The sequence below is a fragment of the Acinetobacter sp. Marseille-Q1623 genome (genome assembly GCF_902809895.1).
Classification (GTDB): domain Bacteria; phylum Pseudomonadota; class Gammaproteobacteria; order Pseudomonadales; family Moraxellaceae; genus Acinetobacter; species Acinetobacter piscicola_A.
In genome coordinates, this window is sequence record NZ_CADDWG010000001.1 from 2,328,585 (window position 1) to 2,348,862 (window position 20,278).

At 38.2% G+C, this 20,278-nt stretch carries 14 protein-coding genes; 9 read left to right on the forward strand and 5 right to left on the reverse strand.

Features of this window, described 5'->3' with window-relative positions; all coding sequences use genetic code 11:
* Positions 1-76 precede the first annotated feature (76 nt).
* The 7 genes from HUV91_RS11170 (at position 77) to HUV91_RS11200 (ending at position 8,024) form a co-directional block, all read left to right on the forward strand.
* Entirely contained in the window at positions 77-2,317 is a 2,241-nt protein-coding gene (locus HUV91_RS11170; RefSeq protein WP_174493410.1) for a primosomal protein N', read from the forward strand.
* A 303-nt stretch (positions 2,318-2,620) separates the two neighbouring features.
* A complete protein-coding gene (locus tag HUV91_RS11175) occupies positions 2,621-4,504 on the forward strand; it encodes a monovalent cation:proton antiporter-2 (CPA2) family protein (RefSeq protein WP_174493411.1) in 1,884 nt (627 codons plus the stop codon).
* A 73-nt stretch (positions 4,505-4,577) separates the two neighbouring features.
* Positions 4,578-5,453: an Hsp33 family molecular chaperone HslO gene (locus tag HUV91_RS11180; protein ID WP_174493412.1), complete on the forward strand. Its 876-nt coding sequence runs from the start codon at positions 4,578-4,580 to the stop codon at positions 5,451-5,453.
* 129 nt (positions 5,454-5,582) lie between these two features.
* On the forward strand, positions 5,583-6,035 hold the full coding sequence (locus HUV91_RS11185; RefSeq protein ID WP_174493413.1) for a DUF2147 domain-containing protein: 453 nt from the start codon (positions 5,583-5,585) through the stop codon (positions 6,033-6,035).
* Positions 6,036-6,326: 291 nt separating this feature from the next.
* Positions 6,327-7,292: a DnaJ C-terminal domain-containing protein gene (locus HUV91_RS11190; protein ID WP_174493414.1), complete on the forward strand. Its 966-nt coding sequence runs from the start codon at positions 6,327-6,329 to the stop codon at positions 7,290-7,292.
* A gap of 28 nt (positions 7,293-7,320) precedes the next feature.
* Positions 7,321-7,650 (forward strand): chaperone modulator CbpM, encoded by a 330-nt coding sequence (locus tag HUV91_RS11195; protein ID WP_130074276.1) that lies wholly within the window; start codon positions 7,321-7,323, stop codon positions 7,648-7,650.
* Positions 7,651-7,760: 110 nt separating this feature from the next.
* Positions 7,761-8,024, forward strand: a complete 264-nt coding sequence (locus HUV91_RS11200; protein ID WP_174493415.1) for a YdcH family protein — start codon at positions 7,761-7,763, stop codon at positions 8,022-8,024.
* Positions 8,025-8,036: 12 nt separating this feature from the next.
* Here the strand turns inward: HUV91_RS11200 and HUV91_RS11205 are convergent, their stop codons facing one another.
* Positions 8,037-9,260, reverse strand: a complete 1,224-nt coding sequence (locus HUV91_RS11205; protein WP_174493416.1) for a magnesium transporter CorA family protein — start codon at positions 9,258-9,260, stop codon at positions 8,037-8,039.
* Positions 9,261-9,562: 302 nt separating this feature from the next.
* On the opposite strand from HUV91_RS11205, the gene HUV91_RS11210 reads away from it, so the two are divergent.
* Positions 9,563-9,781 carry a YdcH family protein gene (locus tag HUV91_RS11210; RefSeq protein ID WP_174493417.1) on the forward strand — a complete coding sequence of 73 codons (219 nt, stop codon included), beginning with the start codon at positions 9,563-9,565 and terminating at the stop codon, positions 9,779-9,781.
* Positions 9,782-9,847: 66 nt separating this feature from the next.
* Here the strand turns inward: HUV91_RS11210 and pnp are convergent, their stop codons facing one another.
* Together pnp and rpsO are read right to left on the reverse strand one after the other, a co-directional pair.
* Complete coding sequence (pnp, locus tag HUV91_RS11215; RefSeq protein ID WP_174493638.1) at positions 9,848-11,935, reverse strand: polyribonucleotide nucleotidyltransferase; 2,088 nt, start codon at positions 11,933-11,935, stop codon at positions 9,848-9,850.
* Positions 11,936-12,205: 270 nt separating this feature from the next.
* Positions 12,206-12,475 carry a 30S ribosomal protein S15 gene (rpsO, locus tag HUV91_RS11220; protein ID WP_130074271.1) on the reverse strand — a complete coding sequence of 90 codons (270 nt, stop codon included), beginning with the start codon at positions 12,473-12,475 and terminating at the stop codon, positions 12,206-12,208.
* 258 nt (positions 12,476-12,733) lie between these two features.
* Between rpsO and HUV91_RS11225 the strand changes: the two genes are divergently transcribed.
* Positions 12,734-14,032: a serine hydrolase domain-containing protein gene (locus HUV91_RS11225; protein WP_174493418.1), complete on the forward strand. Its 1,299-nt coding sequence runs from the start codon at positions 12,734-12,736 to the stop codon at positions 14,030-14,032.
* A gap of 593 nt (positions 14,033-14,625) precedes the next feature.
* On the opposite strand, the gene recD is transcribed toward HUV91_RS11225, so the two are convergent.
* Together recD and HUV91_RS11235 are read right to left on the reverse strand one after the other, a co-directional pair.
* Entirely contained in the window at positions 14,626-16,392 is a 1,767-nt protein-coding gene (recD, locus tag HUV91_RS11230; protein WP_228721870.1) for an exodeoxyribonuclease V subunit alpha, read from the reverse strand.
* 87 nt (positions 16,393-16,479) lie between these two features.
* Positions 16,480-20,274, reverse strand: a complete 3,795-nt coding sequence (locus tag HUV91_RS11235) for a UvrD-helicase domain-containing protein (RefSeq protein WP_174493639.1) — start codon at positions 20,272-20,274, stop codon at positions 16,480-16,482.
* Positions 20,275-20,278: the final 4 nt, after the last annotated feature.

Below are 20,278 nucleotides of genomic sequence, written 5' to 3' on the forward strand. Positions count from 1 at the left end.
ATCATCATGACTGCTACACTCTATCATACGCTCAACGCTACACGATACTTTTTCATTCAAGTGTAATTCATCATTTATGCCAAACTCTGTAAATGCCACCTCGCCTGTATCCGAACCCACCATCTACCGTGTACGCGTTGCTGTACCCGTATTTTTATATGACCACTTTGACTATAAAGTAACGGCAGAGCAATATGCTCAAGCAGATGTAGGTATGCGTGTCGCTGTGTCTTTTGGACGGCAAAAGCTTGTTGCCATTATTACTGAAAAATTAGCAATAGATGAACCACTTGACCCTCGTTTTCAACTTAAATTTGTCACTGAATTTTTAGATGATCGTCCAATTCTAAATGAAAAAGTTTTAAGTTTGTTGACATGGGCAGCACAATATTACCAATTTCCAATTGGTGAAGTCATGCACACGGCTTTGCCGACATTATTGCGCCAAGGTAAACCGTACAACTTACTCGCACGTGTTTGGAAAGTATTAGATTTACATGCCGAAGATAAAGTTAAACGCTCTGAAAAACAGCAAGATGCTTATAAAATTTTAAAATTACACCCTCAAGGCACACAAGAAAATATTTTAAATCTGAGCGGTATAGAAACGGCAACCTTAAAAGCGTTGGAAAAGAAAGAAATCATTGTCTGTGATTTAGAGTCACAAAACTTTAAACCTGAGCCTGTTCGTTTGGCACAAATGCCACTCACAGCAAATGATGAGCAGAAAAAAGCCATTCAAACCATTTTAAAAGCTCAAAAAAAATATCAAGCATTTTTACTCGATGGTTTGACAGGCAGTGGGAAAACTGAAGTCTATCTGCAAGTTATGCAAGAGGTCTTAAAGCAAGGCAAACAAGTACTCGTATTAGTGCCCGAAATCGGTTTAACACCGCAAACCGTCAGCCGTTTCCAATCTCGTTTTCACTGCAATATTGCGCTGTTACACTCAGGTTTAAATGATAGTAAACGCTTACAAGCATGGCAGCACACTGAAACAGGAAAAGCCTCGATTATTCTAGGAACACGTTCTGCAATTTTCACCCCCATGCCCAATCTGGGTTTGATTATTCTGGATGAAGAGCATGATCTTTCCTTCAAGCAACAAGAAGGTTTTCGTTATCACGCCCGAGATGTTGCCTTGTATCGTGCACATTTGGAAAATTGTCCGATTATTTTAGGCTCTGCGACACCAAGCATTGACAGTTATTGTTTAGTCCAACAAGGCAAACTCACTCGCTTAGAGTTAAATCAACGTGCAGGTACAGCAGTCATGCCTAAAATGCACGTCATTGATTTAAAAATCAGTAAAAAAACCGCAGGTTTAAGCGAGCAATTGATCAGTGAAATTGGTAAACGTCTAGAGAAAAAAGAACAAGTTTTAATTTTTTTAAATCGACGTGGCTATGCTCCTGTCCTGATTTGTGAAAGTTGTGGATGGCAAGCCAATTGTCCACATTGTGATGCACATTTCACCCTGCATTTAAAACCTTATTCGCATTTACATTGTCACCATTGTGGGACGATTAATCGCTTACCTGATGCTTGTCCTGAATGTCAGCAAGAGACCTTAAAACCGATTGGCATGGGTACAGCCAAAGTGGAAGAAGCACTTAATGAGCTATTCCCTAAATATCCTGTACTCCGTGTCGATCGTGATTCGACGAGTCGAGTTGGCAGTTGGCAAAAAATCTATGATCAGATCCAAAAAAGTGAACCCACCATTTTATTAGGCACACAAATGTTGGCAAAAGGACATCATTTTCCTTATGTCACTTTAGTGGCGATTTTGGACATCGATGCAGGTTTATTGAGTGTTGATTTTCGTGCTACAGAACGCACAGCGCAGTTAATTGTACAAGTGGCAGGACGTTCGGGACGTGGTGAGAAAAAGGGCGATGTTTATTTACAAACATTAAGACCTGAGCATCCACTATTAAATATATTATTGAATGAAAATTATCGGGCTTTTGCCAAACAAACATTGGCAGACCGAAAAATTGCTCAAATGCCGCCCTATCGTTACGCGATTTTGATCCGTTGTGAGTCAAGAGTTCAACAGGATAATCAAAGCTTTTTAACGGAAATGACCCAACAATTAAGACAACAGTCAGCGGAAAATTTAATCGATATTTGGGGACCTATTCCTGCCCCTATGGAGCGTAAAGCAGGTCGTTATCAAGCTCATGTTGTTTTACTCTCGCATGACCGTGCCAAAATGCACTTTTATGTTCGTCAATGGTGGCAATATGTACTTCAACAAAAACCTTCTCAAATGAAACTGACCATTGATGTCGACCCACAAGAGTTAAGCTAATGTTGATTTGCACACTATATAGGGTAGAGCAACAAGATAACGTTCAGCTTTATCAAGTCTAATATCTTTATGGCCATCATGTTAGAAATTTTTTTGTTACTTCTGCCCTATGAAAAATAAATTATGACCGCTCCCTCTCTCAATTGTTCAATAACATATGGGTGCTATGCCAAAAAGCCATAATTAATTTTATAGAATGATGCAAAAATACAGTACAGGTAAAACATGCAGTCTCAGTAAAACTACTGAGTGCATTTAAAAATCAAGGTACAATTTCTAAAGTAAAAAAATCAGGACAGGTCAATGTCACCGTTATTACAAATAACGCTTTTTCTAGGTGCAGCATTAATACTCGTACCTTTAGGTAAAAAATTTGGGATCGCTACAGTTCTCGGCTATCTCTTTACAGGAATCTTACTCGGCCCTAGCGTTTTTAATATTGCCAGTGATCCCGAAGAAATTATGCACCTTGCCGAATTTGGCGTGATTTTACTGATGTTTCTCATCGGGCTAGAACTACGCCCACAGCGTTTATGGGAAATGCGTCAATCCATTTTTGTCATGGGTAGCTTGCAAGTTGTTGTGACAGGTATCGTGCTCATGGGAACCGTGTTTTTACTGTTACAACAATCACTTTCTGCAAGTTTTGTCATTGGTTTTGCGCTAGCCCTGTCTTCCACAGCTTTCGTTCTACAGCTTTTATCAGAAAAACAACAACTCAATACCACACATGGTCAGCAATCTTTTTCTATTTTACTGTTCCAAGATATTGCAGCGATTCCCTTACTTGCAGTAATACCACTGCTCTCAGGGAATGAATCTACCCATCATGGTATTGCTTATTTTGCAGCGATTATTGCAACCTTTACAGGACTGTTTTTATTTAGTCGCTATGTCATGCGCCCTTTTTTCAGATTTGTGGCAAAAAGTGGCGCCACTGAACTACTGACTGCTGTGGGTTTATTTATTGTCCTTGCAGTCGTTTTACTCATGGATACGCTTGGCATCAGCACGACGCTAGGTGCATTTTTAACAGGTGTGCTGTTGGCTGATTCAGAATTTCGTCATGAAATTGAAGCCAGTATTTCTCCATTTAAAGGGCTGCTTTTAGGTTTGTTTTTTATGACCGTGGGCATGACTACGCAATTAAATTTGCTGGTGGAACATCCTCTACAAATTATCGGTGCTGCCCTGCTCTTAATCATTATTAAAATGATTGCCATGACCGCAATCGCTCGTTTTAAAAAAATGAATTGGCAAAATAGTTTGATGGTTGCAACCTGTCTTGCTCAAGGCGGTGAATTCGCTTTTGTTGTGTTAAATGTTGCCAAAAGTGAAAAAGTCATTCAGGCGGCCATTTCAGAGCCAATTACATTGGTCGTAACCTTGTCGATGGTCTTTACGCCTATCGTGTTTTGGTTGGTTTCAACATGGGTTTTACCTTTATTTAATAAAGATCAAACACCTGAATATGACGATATTCCAAATCAGCATCCACCGTTAATTATTGCGGGCTTTGGTCGTGTTGGGCAAATTGTGGCTCGTTTAGCCCATATGCAACATTTTCCTTTTACAGCCATTGACCATAACTTACAAAAAATAGACTTTGTACGGCGCTATGGCGGTACATTGTATTATGGTGATGTGACTTTGCCTGATTTATTACGTTCGGCAGGCATTGAACAAGCAAAAGTATTTGTGCTTGCCATTGATGACGTAGAAGATTCAATGAATGTGGCACGCCATATCCGTTTAAATTATCCAAATTTAACGTTATTGGTCCGTGCACGTGACCGTTATCATATGCACTTATTACGTGATTTAGGTGTTAAGCATATTTGGCGCGAAACCTATTTAACGTCTTTAGGCATAGGGTACCGTACTTTATGTGAATTGGGTTTAGACAAGTCAACTGCTTATGACAGCGTTGAGTTATTTAGAAATTATGATGAAGAACTCTTAGCACGCCAACAACGTATTTACACAGATGAACAGAAAGTATATGAAAGTTATCGTGATTTCATATCAGAACTTGAGCATTTATTTGAAAGCGATGCGCAAATCACACAACATGATGCAGACCAATTTGAAGACAATCCTGATATTGATGAGTCAGGTTTAGAACGCAAAGAGGTATTAAAACACACCGATGATCGTATCAATGTAACCCGTGATCATCAAAACTAAGCGGATATTTCTAAAAAAGTATGCTTGTGATTTACAATATCGTCACCATTTAAACAGGGATTTGGAGAATTTTATGTCTGATTTACGTCAACGTTTTTATATTGAAGATAGCCCTGTTCGTGGTGAAGTTGTGCATTTAGAAAATGCTCTACAGGCAATTTTGGCACAACGTCAATATGCACCAGCAATTCAAATACTATTAGGTGAAATGCTCAGTGCAACCGCTTTGCTTGCAAGCACATTAAAAATTAAAGGGCGTATCAGCTTACAAATCCAAGCACAAGGCAGCTTTAAGTGGGCAATGGCTGAATGTAATCATTTAGGCGAAATCCGTGCGCTGGCAGATTATGAAGAAGATCCACGTTTTGCTGATGCAAAAGACAGTAGTACCGTACTCGCTACGCTCACTTCACCTGTATTATTTATTAATATCGAGCCTGAACATGGTGAACGTTATCAAGGAATTATCGCATTAGATCAACCTACTTTGGCAGGTTGCTTGATGCAATATTATGACCTGTCTGCACAAATCCCCACCCGTATTGTTTTAGCAAGTACCGCAGAGCGTTCGGGCGGCTTACTCATTCAACTCTTACCTCGTAATGATGATGAAGAACAACAATGGGTCGATGAAGACTTGTGGCCACGCCTCACCATGTTAACTGAAACACTAAAACATGATGAACTGACTGACTTAACAGCGCAAGATATCCTCTATCGTCTCTATAATGAAGAAGAAGTTCGTTTACCTGAAGCTGAGCAACTCAAGTTTTCATGTACTTGTTCACGTGAAAAATGTGCAAACGCACTGATTCAAATTGGTTTAGAAGCAGTAAAAGAAACCTTAGAAGTCAACAACCCAATCGATATGGATTGTCAATTTTGCAATAAACGCTATCAATTTACTGCAAAAGAAGCCCTCAGCTTATTTGGTGAACATTTAAGTTAGTAAAAATAAAAAATAAATTAAGTGACACTAAGTAATTTAATTTATTCAGAAAATGTGTCTTGCCTTTCTTTAAAAAAAGAGTAAATCTAGATTTACTCTTTTTTAATTATAAGATTAGGGGACACAATAATGCTAACAAAATCACTTATTCTATCAAGTCTCATTTTTTCCACACTCTGTTTTGCAGCGCCTGATTTGACGGGAAAATGGCGAACGGTAGATGATAAAACAGGTTATTCCAGAGCAGATGTAGAAATTACCAAGAACAATCAAGGAGTTTATACTGGTAAAATTATTGAGATCCGCCCAATTCCAAATAAACCTTTAGAAGAAAATTGTAGTCATTGCAAAGGCACTTTAAAAAATGTGCCTTATATGAATTTGGAAATTTTAAGTGGTTTTCGTCAATCACTTAAAGAGCCGCTGTTATTTACAGATGGTCAAGTTTTAGATCCACTTTCAGGCAATGTCTATCATGGAAAGATTAAACTCAATGCCAAAGGTACACGCTTAACGATGCGTGGCTATATTGGTATTTCATTACTCGGGCGCTCTGCAACTTGGATTCGCTTAACAGAATAGAAGTCAGCGTGTCGTCACAAAATGCCTTTTCTTTTTCCTAAATATATGCACTAAGCTAGTCATTTTTATCATGATTAGCTTTAATCTATAAAAATACACATCAACCCATTGTTTTGAATATCACATTTAAACAATAAAATCATATAGATATAAAATAAAGAATATCGAATCACATATTATCATCTTTATTTTGACAGTTTTTGAAACAATATCTTAACCAAGTAACCCTTTTAACTTTGCTCAAAATGGCATATTAATGAATGAAATCAAGATCAAAAATGATATCCAAATATGGCAAAAAATTATTATGAAGAACTTGGTGTTGCAAGAGATGCAACAGCAGACCAAATCAAAAAAGCATACCGAAAATTAGCACGTAAATACCATCCTGATGTCAGCAAAGAAACGAATGCTGAAGAAAAGATGCAAGCCATCAATGTCGCATATGACACGCTAAGCAACGAAGAAAAGAAAAAACAATATGACTTTGAACTTGACCATCCACAAGGCTTTACAGGGGGTGGTTTTGGTGGTCAAGCAGGTACTCAAGGCTTCGATGGCAGTCAATTTTATCGTAGCAGCAGCACAGGTGATGCACAAGATTTTAGTGGTTTTGAAGATTTGTTTGGACGCTTTGGTGGCGGCTTCGGCGGTGGTCATCAACAAGATTTTGGGCAACGCCAATCTCGTCAACAGCGCAGTTATCGAGGTGAAGATCAACACGCAAGTATAGAAGTCCCCATTCAAGTGGCTTATGAAGGTTCAACACAAACTATCACCCTACAAATTCCAACCTATAATGCTTATGGTGAACCTGAAGTTCAACGTAAAACCTTACAAGTTAAAATTCCTAAAGGAATGAAAGAAGGTCAGCAAATTCGTCTGTCTAAACAAGGACAAGCTGGCATCAATGGGGGTGAAAATGGTGACTTATATATCGAAATATTGTACCAAGACACTGACCGCGTTCGTGTTGAAGATGCTGATATTTATTACACTATAGATATTACACCTTGGGAAGCAGCATTAGGAAAAAGTGTAGAAATCAATACACCTGCTGGTAAAGTTCAAGTGAATATTCCTAAAAATAGTAAACAAAGCCAACAATTACGTTTAAAAGATAAAGGAATACCAAGTAAAACTGCAGGACATTTATATCTTATTTTGAATATTGTTTATCCTAAAGCGGATACCCCTCAAGAGCAACAAGCATATCAAGACTATGCCGATGCTTTTCCAAACTTTAAAGTACGATAAGCTTGCGAGATCCTAAAGGAGCACATTCATGACTACTATACATTATCGGGAAATTATCTGTAATGGCTGTCAAGACGTTGAGATCGTTGATGAACGATTGTGTTTTGATTTAACTCACTTTGCTCAAGCATGCGGTCAAAGCCCTGAATGGGTACTGCAACTTCTTGAATATGATATTTTACCAGCAAGACCACAAGACCGCATTCATCAATTTTTTGGTGAAGATGTCACTCGTGCACGCCGTGCATACCGACTTCAACGTGATTTTGAAGCGAGCTTCTCAGCTGTTGCAATGATGATGGATTTAATTGATGAAGTTCAACAATTACGCAAGCAAGTCAAACATGTTCACCATTAATTGGATTAATTCATTTCAAATTGTTAAATAAGGATGACAGGTGAAGATTTAACCTGTCATCATAGTCTTCTTATCAAATCAAAACTGGTATTAAGAGGTTATTTGCACCGATGAATTCCAAAATTATGAATAAGAAAATCAAACACATGTTTCCTGAACACAGTGAACTTGTAAATACGCTTAAAGATGAGAATCCACGATTTGCCAAGCTCTTTGAAGAGCATGATGAATTAGACAGAACCATCACGCATCTAGAGCTCGACCCAATTAATCATGTACATGATGATATCGAAGTTCTAAAGCGTAAAAAGCTTAAAATTAAAGATGAACTCTATCTACTTTTACAAAAAGCATCTGTAGTGACACCTAAATAATCTTATCGTGGCTTATTTCAGTTTCGTGATTTTTTCAACTTCTTTCATGGTTTGTTTAATCGGCTCATAGTCCAAAAACCATAACAGATTGACGTGTTGATTTTTATGTTGTTGCGCCAACATGTCAATCACACTTCTTTCACCACGTCCCACCAAATGTCTACGATAAAAATAAACTAGCAATGCAACAGTACAAATCAACATGGCAGAAAGCATCAACCAAAAACCGATCGGACTTTTTAAGCCTGGAATAAACTCAAAGTTCATTCCATACACCCCTGTCAGCAATGTTAATGGTGCAAAAACAGCGGTAATAATCGCCAAAATACGCATATTTTCATTGGTTTGGTTGGATATCGCTGAAAAATGTAAATTAATTGCTGCTTGTATTGCACTGCTTAAACGTGATGTATATTTTTGAATTCGCTCTACATGGCTACTTAAATCATCAACGCGTACTAACATTAAATCTTGTTTATCTGATTTTTTCTTGCCTTTAAAATGGGAATAATTATCCACGATCTCATCGCGTAACTCCTGTAAAGCATCCATTTGTTCTTCACATAAATTTTCAATCTGTTGAAAAACCATCATTTCTTGAAAAAGCTGATGCCATTTAGAAAAACGTCGATTACCCTGTAACAAATCTTGTTGCCAATACTCAACCCGTCGCGTCAGTGGCTTTCTTAAATCTAAATAGCCATCAATCATACTATTGAGTAAACGCAATGCTAAATCTAAAGGCGTCGCAGGTAGTTTTCTAGGTTTATTTTGTTCCTCAAAATCTTTAGTCATAATATTCATAATACGGTTTAAATAACTTTCAAAAGCATAGTTACCCTTTTCATGAATACTGACCAACACATGCGGTGTAATGACAAAACTGATCGGAGAAGATGTTAATCCAAATACACTTTCATGCTGTTCAACCGCGGCTTCCCCACTCAAAATATGGTCATCTGGCGTAATAAGTTTACGAAAAATCAATAAATCATAATCTTCCATAGCATCAAAAGCACATGGATGCTCAAGATTTAAAATGTCACGAATATGATATTCATTTAAATGAATCCCTGTTAATTCAAAAATCTCTTTTTGCCAATCCTCACTGCGATTCACCACATCTTCACGCGTACAATCAATCCAAATAAATTGTTGCTCTGCCAAAGAGACAGGCTGATTTTGAATACAAATATAGCTTTGTTCTAAAGGTTGAAAAAAATAAAAAGTTTGCATAAATCATATTCTCAAACACAATTTTATTGACAAAAATTGGCGCTATTTTTAGAAAATTAATTCGCATATCTTACTGTAAATTAAACACTGACTTTATGCTGAATCCATGATTTTTTGTAGAGCAATAGTGCATGTTATAAAGGTTAAAAATACAGATACCTTAAAAATCTAGACGAATCCGCCATAATCCCATAATATATTTATGGGATAAAGGAAATCTGAAACCCACTCCAACATTCAGTCCATACGCGTCAGGCACAATCAAAAACAGAACAATATTTTTAAACCTAAGAGGACGATATATGTTTCCAGAATACCGCAATTTAATTAGTCAACTTAAGCAAGATGATGCCCATTTCTCTAGAATTTTTGATGAGCATAATAAGTTAGATCATGAAATCATTCGCTTAGAACAAGATCCTATCACTCAAGGAATTGATACGATTGATGTTTTAAAAAGAAAGAAACTCAAACTTAAAGAGGAATTATATGAAATTTTACAAAAAGCAGATCAAAATTAATTTTTTGAGATAAATTTTAAAAAATAAAAAGTCCGCATCAAGCGGACTTTTTATTCAACTTACACATTAAGCTTGTGCAATGTCTTTCATTGTTAATTTGATACGACCACGATTGTCTACATCAGCAACTTGTACTTTGATTTCTTGACCTTCAGCAAGAACATCTGACACATTAGCGACACGTTCATTTGAAATTTGAGAAATGTGAAGTAAACCGTCAGTACCTGGAAGGATATTCACGAACGCACCGAATTCAACGATACGAATCACTTTACCTGTATAAATTGTACCTGGTTCAACTTCAGCAGTCAGTGCTTGGATCTTAGCAATCGCAGCTTGTGCAGCAGCTTTAGATTCACCAAATACACGTACTGTACCGTTATCTTCGATATCGATTGCAGCTTTCGTTTCTTCAGTGATTTGACGAATGGTCGCACCACCTTTACCGATCACATCACGGATCTTATCAGGATTGATGTTGATTACTTGGAATGTTGGAGCAAACATTGAAATTTCAGGACGCGCACGTGAAATCACTTGGTTCATTGCATTGAGGATGTGCATACGACCTGCATACGCTTGATTCAATGCAACTTCCATGATCTCTTCAGTAATACCTTCGATCTTGATATCCATTTGAAGTGCAGTAATACCGTTTGCAGAACCTGCCACTTTAAAGTCCATGTCACCAAGGTGGTCTTCATCACCTAAGATGTCAGAAAGAACTGCGAAACGTTCGCCTTCTTTCACTAGACCCATTGCGATACCTGCAACCGGTGCTTTCAATGGAACACCTGCATCCATAAGTGATAGAGAAGCACCACATACAGAAGCCATTGAAGATGAACCGTTAGATTCAGTGATGTCAGACACGATACGAATCACGTACGGGAAGCGATCAGCTGCTGGAAGAACAGCTTGAACGCCACGACGTGCTAGACGGCCATGACCAATTTCACGACGCTTAGGACCTGACTCACGACCTGTTTCACCTACAGAGTATGCAGGGAAGTTATAGTGAAGCATGAAGTTATCAGTTTTCGTACCTGCAAGGGTATCGACCATCAACGCATCACGTGTATTACCTAATGTCGTTGTCACTAATGCTTGAGTTTCACCACGAGTGAACAATGCAGAACCGTGTGCACGATCTAACACGCCAACTTGTACGTCAAGTGCACGAACAGTTTTCGTGTCACGACCATCGATACGTGGCTTACCTGACAAGATATTGTCACGTACTGTACGGTATTTAAGATCTTCGAATAATTCGTTTAATTCATCTGCAATACCAGTTTCGTCACCTTCTGGAACGAACTGAGCTACTGCTTCAGCATGAAGCGCATCAAGTGCAGCATAACGGTCTTGTTTCACTGCAATGGTGTAGGCTTCTGAGATTTTCGCTTCAAATGCTTCTTTTAATTTTGCACGAAGTTCTTCGTTTTTCGCTGGAGCAACCCAGTCAGATTCTTTCGCGCCAGCTGCTGCAGCAAATTCTTTAATCGCTTGAATCGCGATTTGCATTTCGTCATGACCGAAAAGTACTGCGCCAAGCATTTGGTCTTCTGAAAGTTCTTTCGCTTCAGATTCAACCATCAATACTGCAGATTCTGTACCTGCAACAACTAAATCTAAATCCGATTGAGCTTGTTGTTCAAAGTTCGGGTTAAGAACATATTCACCGTTGATTAAACCAACACGTGCCGCACCGATTGGACCACGGAAAGGAGTACCTGCAATGGCAAGTGCAGCAGAAGTACCTAACATTGCAGCAATGTCAGCTTCCATAGATTTGTCAGAAGACACTACAGTTGCAGTCACTTGAATTTCGTTATAGTAACCTTCTGGAAACAATGGACGAATTGGACGGTCAATCAAACGAGAGATTAAAGTTTCAGCTTCTGAAGCACGACCTTCACGCTTACCATAACCGCCCGGGATACGACCCGCAGCATATTGTTTTTCTTGGTAGTTTACTGTAAGTGGGAAGAAGTCTTGACCTGCTTTTGCAGTCGGTTGAGCAACAACAGCAACTAAAACGGTTACGCCCCCCATAGTAATGACAACAGTATTTGCTTGACGCGCAACACGACCCGTTTCTAGTACAACATTGTACTGACCATATTGAAATTCTTTACGAACGATATTAAACATTGACATGTATTTTTGTTTCCTGGTTCTTTTGAACAGTTATTCTAGTGGAGACCCCTAAGGTTTGGCATTCACACCACCTCAACAGCTGGCAAATGACAAAGCTTAGAAGCCGACCTCACTAGACAATCATTTTATAAAACTTACGTTTTAGACACGAAGAAGGAGCGAATATTCGCCCCTTCCATTATCTAGCCAAAGCTAGACAGACTTTAGTTTTCAGCAATACAGCATTGCTCATGCAATAATCCGAAAATAAAAGTTTAAATCGAATTAACGACGTAAACCTAAAGCAGCAATCAAATCGCTGTAACGTGTAGTATCTTTACCTTTAAGGTAGTCAAGAAGTTTACGACGTTGGTTAACCATACGGATCAAACCACGACGGCTGTGATGATCGTGTTTGTGATCTTTGAAGTGACCTTGTAAATCATTGATTTGAGCAGTCAATAAAGCAACTTGTACTTCAGGTGAACCAGTGTCATTTTCTGCACGAGCGAATTTTGCAATGATTTCTGCGCGATCTGCGTTTGTTAAAGCCATTCGATTTCTCCGAGATGCTTAAATAAGTATTTGATAAAAATCAATTTAATATTAAAAATTAAATTTGACTGCCGTGCATCACTACAGCAGTCGACTATTTTAAAGGAACTGCCCTGAGATTGCAAAATTATCGTCAGGATATTTCAGTTTTATCACGTTCTCTTTGCACATTTATGACAAGGTTAAGGCAGTTCGGACACTGACAATAATGGCACACAAAGGCAGACTAAACGTTAGAAAAATAAAATGGATCCAGTCGTGAAAACATTTTCAACCAACACCTGTTATGTACCCAAAGATTTAGGCCAAATTATACAGTCCAAATATGAGGTCTCAGCCGAACTCGGTGGTATGACCGAAAAGCAAGTCGATAAAATTTGGTCAAGTATTGAATCCCTTTATAAAACAGGTAATCACCCCTTGATCAGTATATGCCTTCGACGTAATGGACAAGTCATGCTCAATCGCAGCATTGGTTACGCACAAGGCAGCACAGCTCAAGGTTTGGCTGAAAATGCCATCATTGCCACACCAGACACACCAATCTGCCTATTTTCAGCATCGAAAATGATCACAGCAATGTTGATTCATATGTTAGATGAAACAGGTGAAATCAATTTACTTGATCCGATTAGTTACTATATTCCCGAATACGCTCAAAATGGCAAACGCCGTGCCACTATTTTTCACTTATTATCACATCGTGGTGGTATTCCTCGAGTAGAAGCCGAGGTCACTCCTGAGTTACTCTTTGATAAAGAAAAAATTTTACAACAGCTCTATGCATCGAAACCGATTTCACCAGCAGGTGCACACCTTGCTTATCATGCCGTGACCGCTGGCTATATTTTAGGTGAGCTGATTGAACGAGTAACAGGACAAGATATTCGACAATTTTTACATGAGAAAATTGAAAAACCGATGGATATGCCCTTTTTCAATTATGGCTTAAAACCAGAATTTCGTGATCAAGTTGCCCTCAATAGTGCAACAGGTATCCATCCAAAATTTGGAACTGACTTATATTTGAATCATGTTTTAGGTGGCGGTTTAGAATTAGCGGTGAATGTCACCAATGATCATCGTTTTATGGACACTGTTTGTCCTGCTGGCAATATTTATACCAATGCCGAGCAAGCCAATCGTTTTTTTGAAATGCTACTCAATGGCGGACAATATCGTGGTAAACAGATCATGAGCCCACGCACAGTTTTCCGTGCCACGCTACCGACATCCACGACAACCATTGATCGTACGATTTTAGCTCCCATGCGCTATGCACTCGGTCCTATGCTAGGCAGTAATCCTGTGGGAATTTTTGGGCCACATACTGGACAAGCATTTGGACACCTCGGTTTTTCAAATATCTTATGCTGGGCAGACCCTGAACGTGACATTAGTGTCAGTATTTTAAATACTGGCAAATCTGTGGTGGGTACTCATTTGGCGGCGCTTGCTAATGTACTGTTTCAAGTTTCTACACAATGCCCAAAAATTCGCAAAGAACAACGCCGTGGTTTGTTTGGGACAGATGCAACAGAAACGGATCAGGTCTAAAGTACAAATTCATGTGAATATTTTATTGAAAAAATATGAGAGCTTATTCATTACATCTAAATGATTTAAACTTCAATTAAGAAAAAGCCCTTAGATTACTCTAAGGGCTTTTTTTGCGCTGTAGTTTCTTATTTTGTCTTTCTTGTTTTTTTATTTATTTTTATAGTGATCTCATTTCACTTATAACTATATAGTGAGTCCTTTTGTTTATATATTTCCTTATGTACATATAATGCCACAATCAAAAATATGATGAAAGTCGCATTTATCTTATATTTTTGTAAGATATAACGTACATTGTGTATGTTTTATAACATTATTGTAAATACAGAAGATATAAAAAAGCCCTGTAGTCTCTCCCAAAACTACAAGGCTTAGCGGCTGTAAGTTTCCTCTTTTATACTTACATCATGTAAGTTCGCAGTCTCTCGACTTTAAATTATTGTTATTGTGCAATTTTGCTTAGTGTTCCTTACCAAGCTTCTTTATGTAACCATCATCTCAAAAACTTTGATCTAGCTCTATGCGTCAATCTCTTGAATTAGTGTAAGCAATTTCTTACAAAACCAACATTATTTAATTAAGATTAATAATTAATATAAATTTTTAATTTTTTTAATCAACCCACTCTGTCTTTGTGTTGCTACAGTTAATGCTTGATGAAAAGCACCTGCCTCGACTAATAAGCTCACTACTGATTTTGCACGGGTAATGGCGGTATAAAGCAATTCTTGACTTAACGTTTTTTGTGCTGCGGCATCCAAAATGACCATCGTATGCTGAAACTCAGAACCTTGTGATTTATGAATGGTTAAAGCAAATGCTGTTTGAATTGATTTTGGTAAACGTGAAGCGACAATCCATTTATCTAGACTTGGAAAATACACTTCAAACTGCTCCAGGTCCTGACGATGTTTAAAGCAGATCCCAATATCACCATTAGATAAGCCCAATTGATAATCATTGTAATCCATCATCACAGGTCGACCTACATACCAGTCCCCTTGTCTATAAATCTGTGGAATGGCAGACAATAAGGTATTTTCCATTTCAGCATTAATGGCTTTCAAACCAAGACCACCATGGCGAACTGCAGTTAAAATACGATACTGATCAAAAGCTTGAATTACTTTTTCTATTTGTTGAGGTGATTCAATATCCTCTAAATATGCCTTTAAACTATTAAAATAATCTTGAAAACCAAGTGCTAACTTTTGGTAATACGCCATATATAAATCATGGGAAATCTGTTCAGGTAAGTATTCCAATTGCACCACATCACGCATCTGTGCACTGAGTTCAATTTTTTGTATCGGCTTTTGAGTCACAATATGCTGCTCAAAATCTTGTAAAAGTTGTGATTGAGAGTGTTCTACAAGGTGACTTTGTTGAATAAAATGCGCAAATTTTCCAATGGCTGCATCTTGTTTAAAACGGTGTGTGGTCACTAAATTTACCCGATTGTCTTGTAACATCGGAACACGTTGTAAATCCGCCAAGACTGAGCCAACATCGACAGAAGCTAATTGATTAGCATCTCCCAATAAAATCAAACGACAATTTTCAGGTACGGCTTCAAAGAGCATTGTTGCGAGATTTAAATCCAACATAGATGCTTCATCAACCACAATCACATCATAAGGTAAAGGCTGCGTTAAATGAAAACGTGGCATATGTTGATTGCCCAACCCCAATAATCGATGAATGGTGACAGGCTTAAACACGTCTAAACTCAACCCAAACCCTTGTAGTTTTGGATCACTCAAAGATTTTTGTAAGGCTTCGCCCATACGTTGTGCTGCTTTTCCTGTAGGGGCTGCCATTGCAATGCGAATATTGGGCAAGGCCTGATGTAAAACAGCAATAATACGTGCCAGTGTGTAAGTTTTACCTGTCCCAGGACCACCCGTAATAATATTAAATGCATTTTGCGAAACCATATTTAACGCATTTTTTTGATGTAAATCACTCAATAAATGATCAAAATCTTGCGTTGAAATCTGCTCAATATGTTGCTGTTTTAAGCGAATCACTTGCTGCGCTAAACGCTTTTCAAGTTGCCAATAACGGTACAAATACAAATATTCATCATCAAATACAAAAGGTGCAACATGCTGTTGTTGCTGATTTTTATCATGAATTTTATTTTCATCTATAAATAGTGGTGTGAGGTTGTCTACATTTTGCCTCTCGCGTTTTAGACAACTGTCTCCTTGTAAAGAAGTCATTAAGATTTCACTGATGATTTTAAATGAATCTTCATGTAATTTCTCATTATTTAAATACTGTTGTAACAGATAATTTGTCCAGTTGCTAACCCATTGAGGTAATTCATTTTCTAAATTTTGACTATTTTCCACACAGTTATCCTCAGAGTTATCTACAGAGTTTTCAACAAATTTATCCACAACATAGTTCATTGTTTATACAGAAATTCATCTAAATATTCATGCAATATTGCCAAGTTTATCCTCAGCAAAATAACCCAATATCGCGTCAAGCCTAAGAATAAATTCTGAATCAGGTCGCCAATAATAGTACCCTTGCCCAACTTCACCATTCATGCCACGTAGGTATAAATAACTTGCGCCACCTAAATGTTGATCAATCTGATAATGCTCAAGTTTAATGCTTAAGTAACGATGTAAGGCCACCAGATACAATGCCGCTTGTAACCAATAACTTGCGGAACTCATACTATTTTGAATAGCATCAGCGTTATAGTGCTGTTGGTCTGTACCTAAAAAATTACTTTTATAATCGGCAATGTGATAACGCTGACCATCAAAAAATACAAGGTCGATTGAACCATTCAAATATCGTGCTGAATTTGCACGATTAAATTCAGGCATTTGAATCTTTTGGGTATCTTTATATTCATCAAATAAGTCATAAATACGTTGAATGGCCAAGACCCGATCTGACAGTGCCAAATAAAATGGAAACTCCGCTAAATGTTCATGTGCTTGCAATTGTCCTAAACAAAAATGATCCAATAGGGGCGTATTCAAAACATCCTGTAACCATGCCATAACCCATTGAATGAGGGTATCTTCATGCTGCTGTTGCAACGCTTCACTCGGAAATGCCTGTTGATATTTTTCAATCAGCTCCGCCCATAATCCTGCATAGTCATTTTTAAAACGGCGGTGAATTTCTAAATGCCAAAATTGTCGGTTCTGAAAATCGATATGCTCAAAAATTTCATGTAAGAAATTCCCTGCGACTGTACCTTTGGGAAAATTAGCTTTGATCCATGCAATGGGTTGCACTGGCTGTGATGGATTGGCTGGATTGTTTTGCCATCCAAAATTTGCTTTTTCAGATTGTACTTCATCCGCAGCACGGTCTTGCCCATGTTCAAACACTGCCAAATGATCCTGCGCTTTTTGTCGTACTGAATGCTGAGCCAAAGCACTGAAACTGGTTTTTCCTCGTGGATAAAAACGTTGACTTGGAAAAGCTTGGGCAACAATGACAGGCTGAATCTCTGTTTCGATCTTTTTTAAACGTGGTGGACATTCTGTCAGTAAGGGTTCAACAACACTGCCGCAATGTTCAAAAGCTGCAGCAGGATGCCCACGCCAAAACGCAAGTCCTGTGGTCGATTTGGTTTTTAATTTGCCCTTTTTATCATATTGATCAAGATCATTACGCATCACGGCATAGACACGGTGACTTGCCCGCGTCAGTGCGACATACCATAAACGGTGATGTTCAGCTAAAGCGCGCTCTTTATGATGTTGTTTTGCTAAGCTTTTGTCATCTTTATCTTCGGTATTTAAAGAAATGACTCGATGTTTTTCAATTTGATGATTGTCGTGATTCAATTGTTCAGTATGGGTAAAAATCAAAGAATTATCACTATTGAGGGCTTTGTCTGCACCCAATAAAAAGACCACATTAAACTCTAAACCTTTAGAAGCATGAATGGTCATCAACCTGATCCCTGCTGCATTGGACAATTTACGTTCTAACTCCCATTCTCGCTCCATTGGTGAAGTCAGTTGTTTTAAATACCAATGATAAAGATTTTGTGCACCTTGATATTCCTCACTATGTTGACTCAGCAGCTCAGTCAAATGACGTAAATTGACCACCACACGTTCATTATCACGGCTGCGTGTTGCGACTAATTTCGTCCACACGGAAAATTGATGCAGCGTATATTGCCATGCTGTTAAAAAGCCTTGATTCAGCCACATTTCACGAATTAAATCGAACTGTTCAATATATTGACTCAAGCCATCAGCATGTTGTTCCAATTTAATCAAATCAGACAATTGAAAACCCAATAAACGACTCAGCAAAGCACGTTTTACTTTCGCCTCGTCATAAGGGTGCATAATCGCTGTCAATACAGCCCCAACATCACGGGCGATTTGACTGTCAAATACGCTCTGTTTAGATTCTCTATTGCATAAAATGCCATAAAACTGCAATGCGTTTTGCGCTGCATCTAAGTCACTTTTGCTCGGTGCTAAAATTGCAATATCGCTTTCATCTAAAGGGCGTTGTTGTCCTTTTTCCTGAAAATATAATGTCCCTTGAATACTTTGATTGAGTAAATCTCGAATCTTCCAAGCCACTTGCTCTGCTTCTTGTTCAGGCTTTTCCAATTGTAGCCAGCGTAAAGGCTGTAAATTTTCACTTTCACCTTGCATAAGTGCAGGATGCGGACGACTACCCGCTTGTACAGGTGGGTAAATCACCTGTTCTCCAAAATCCATTTGTCGTTGAAATAAGGCATCTACTGTTTCAACTAAGGGTTTGACCGAACGATGGTTATAAATCAGGTTATATTCATGCCCGTCTTTACCAAAGACATCTTGATGTGCCTTTAAGAACGTCAACATATCACCACCACGGAAACCATAAATAGCCTGTTTACGGTCACCGACCATGATCATACAGCCTTGTTTGACACGACTGGGATGGCGCCAAATTTGTGCCAACATATCATCCTGATCTTGGTTGGTGTCTTGAAATTCATCCACTAAAATTAAGGGATAACGTGCATGTACAAAAGTCGCAAAACGTTGTCCCTGCTCACCTTGCAACGCTTCAGCCAGTGTCCGAATTTGCTGTGCAAAGGTAGTTTCACCTTTTTGTTGTAAAACTTGTGGTAAGCGTTTTTTAACTTCCTGAACCAAATGGATATTTAACTGTTCTTCTACTTTGGTTAAAGCACCTTTAAACGCATGATAAATTTCAAAAAAAATAGTGAATGCACGAATGACAGGATGAAAATTAAAATCATCATACACTTGCTGTGGAATTTTTTTGGTTTTTGCAGTACTTAACGTTTTTTGGGTTAATTTTTCTAAAAGACTGAGGGTTTGACTGTATTTTTCATCAAAAAGTACCGCATAACCGTTTTCTTTGAGTTTTTCGATCAAGAGTGGCAAGTCGTTAAACAATAAAGACTTCATCACACCTGGCTCGCTCCAAGGTTTAAGGAACTTATCCGCTGAAATACTCTCTAACTCATAATAAGGTGAAAGCTTCGAAATAGTACTCAAATCCACTGCGACCAAATCAGCAACAGCTTGTTTTAACTCATTAAAATCAATATTAACATCTTGAGATTGCAATATTTTTGCATTGGTAAAATTAAGCGTTTTATCGACAAGATCAATGTAGCCATCTTGAGATTTTAGCTTTTTATTGACGACTAAATAATCCACCACTTCTTGTGGTTGTGCTTGAATCCATTCTCGTAGCACATCGTGAATGAGTTGATGACTATAACTTTTTGCATCATCGGTAATTTCAGCCCGTTCAATCTTGCCACTTTCAAAGGCAAATTCACGCAATAACTTTTGACTAAAACTGTCCAATGTCCCCACAAATAATTCATCTAACTGATCAATAACCAATTTCAAACGCTCACAAGCATAGGCAACTTGTGTCGCAAAAGTCAGTAATAATTTGGCAAATAATGGATCTTTTTCCTGTTGTGCTTTAAGCAATATTTCTTGTTCGCTCAAATCACGACAGGCGTCAAAATAACGATACGTTTCCTGTAAACGTGCACGAATACGGCTCTTTAACTCCGCTGCCGCTTTACGGGTAAATGTCGTCGCAATCACTTGGCGAGGAAGATATTTTTCAAGAAAAATCCGCACCATTAGACTCGATAAGGTATAGGTTTTCCCTGTCCCTGCCGATGCTTCAATCCAATGCAAACCTGAAAAATGCAAATCTGCAATTGGTTCATTCGAAATCTTTTTATTCAGCATACTG

Excerpts from the sequence above, each read along its gene's own strand:
- HUV91_RS11195 (WP_130074276.1), top strand. The coding sequence starts at position 7,321 with ATGACTACTATACATTATCGGGAAATTATCTGTAATGGCTGTCAAGAC.
- HUV91_RS11200 (WP_174493415.1), top strand. The coding sequence starts at position 7,761 with ATGAATTCCAAAATTATGAATAAGAAAATCAAACACATGTTTCCTGAA.
- HUV91_RS11175 (WP_174493411.1), top strand. The coding sequence starts at position 2,621 with ATGTCACCGTTATTACAAATAACGCTTTTTCTAGGTGCAGCATTAATA.
- HUV91_RS11210 (WP_174493417.1), top strand. The coding sequence starts at position 9,563 with ATGTTTCCAGAATACCGCAATTTAATTAGTCAACTTAAGCAAGATGAT.
- HUV91_RS11190 (WP_174493414.1), top strand. The coding sequence starts at position 6,327 with ATGGCAAAAAATTATTATGAAGAACTTGGTGTTGCAAGAGATGCAACA.
- pnp (WP_174493638.1), bottom strand. The coding sequence starts at position 11,935 with ATGTTTAATATCGTTCGTAAAGAATTTCAATATGGTCAGTACAATGTT.
- HUV91_RS11170 (WP_174493410.1), top strand. The coding sequence starts at position 77 with ATGCCAAACTCTGTAAATGCCACCTCGCCTGTATCCGAACCCACCATC.
- rpsO (WP_130074271.1), bottom strand. The coding sequence starts at position 12,475 with ATGGCTTTAACAAACGCAGATCGCGCAGAAATCATTGCAAAATTCGCT.
- HUV91_RS11235 (WP_174493639.1), bottom strand. The coding sequence starts at position 20,274 with ATGCTGAATAAAAAGATTTCGAATGAACCAATTGCAGATTTGCATTTT.
- HUV91_RS11205 (WP_174493416.1), bottom strand. The coding sequence starts at position 9,260 with ATGCAAACTTTTTATTTTTTTCAACCTTTAGAACAAAGCTATATTTGT.
- HUV91_RS11185 (WP_174493413.1), top strand. The coding sequence starts at position 5,583 with ATGCTAACAAAATCACTTATTCTATCAAGTCTCATTTTTTCCACACTC.
- HUV91_RS11180 (WP_174493412.1), top strand. The coding sequence starts at position 4,578 with ATGTCTGATTTACGTCAACGTTTTTATATTGAAGATAGCCCTGTTCGT.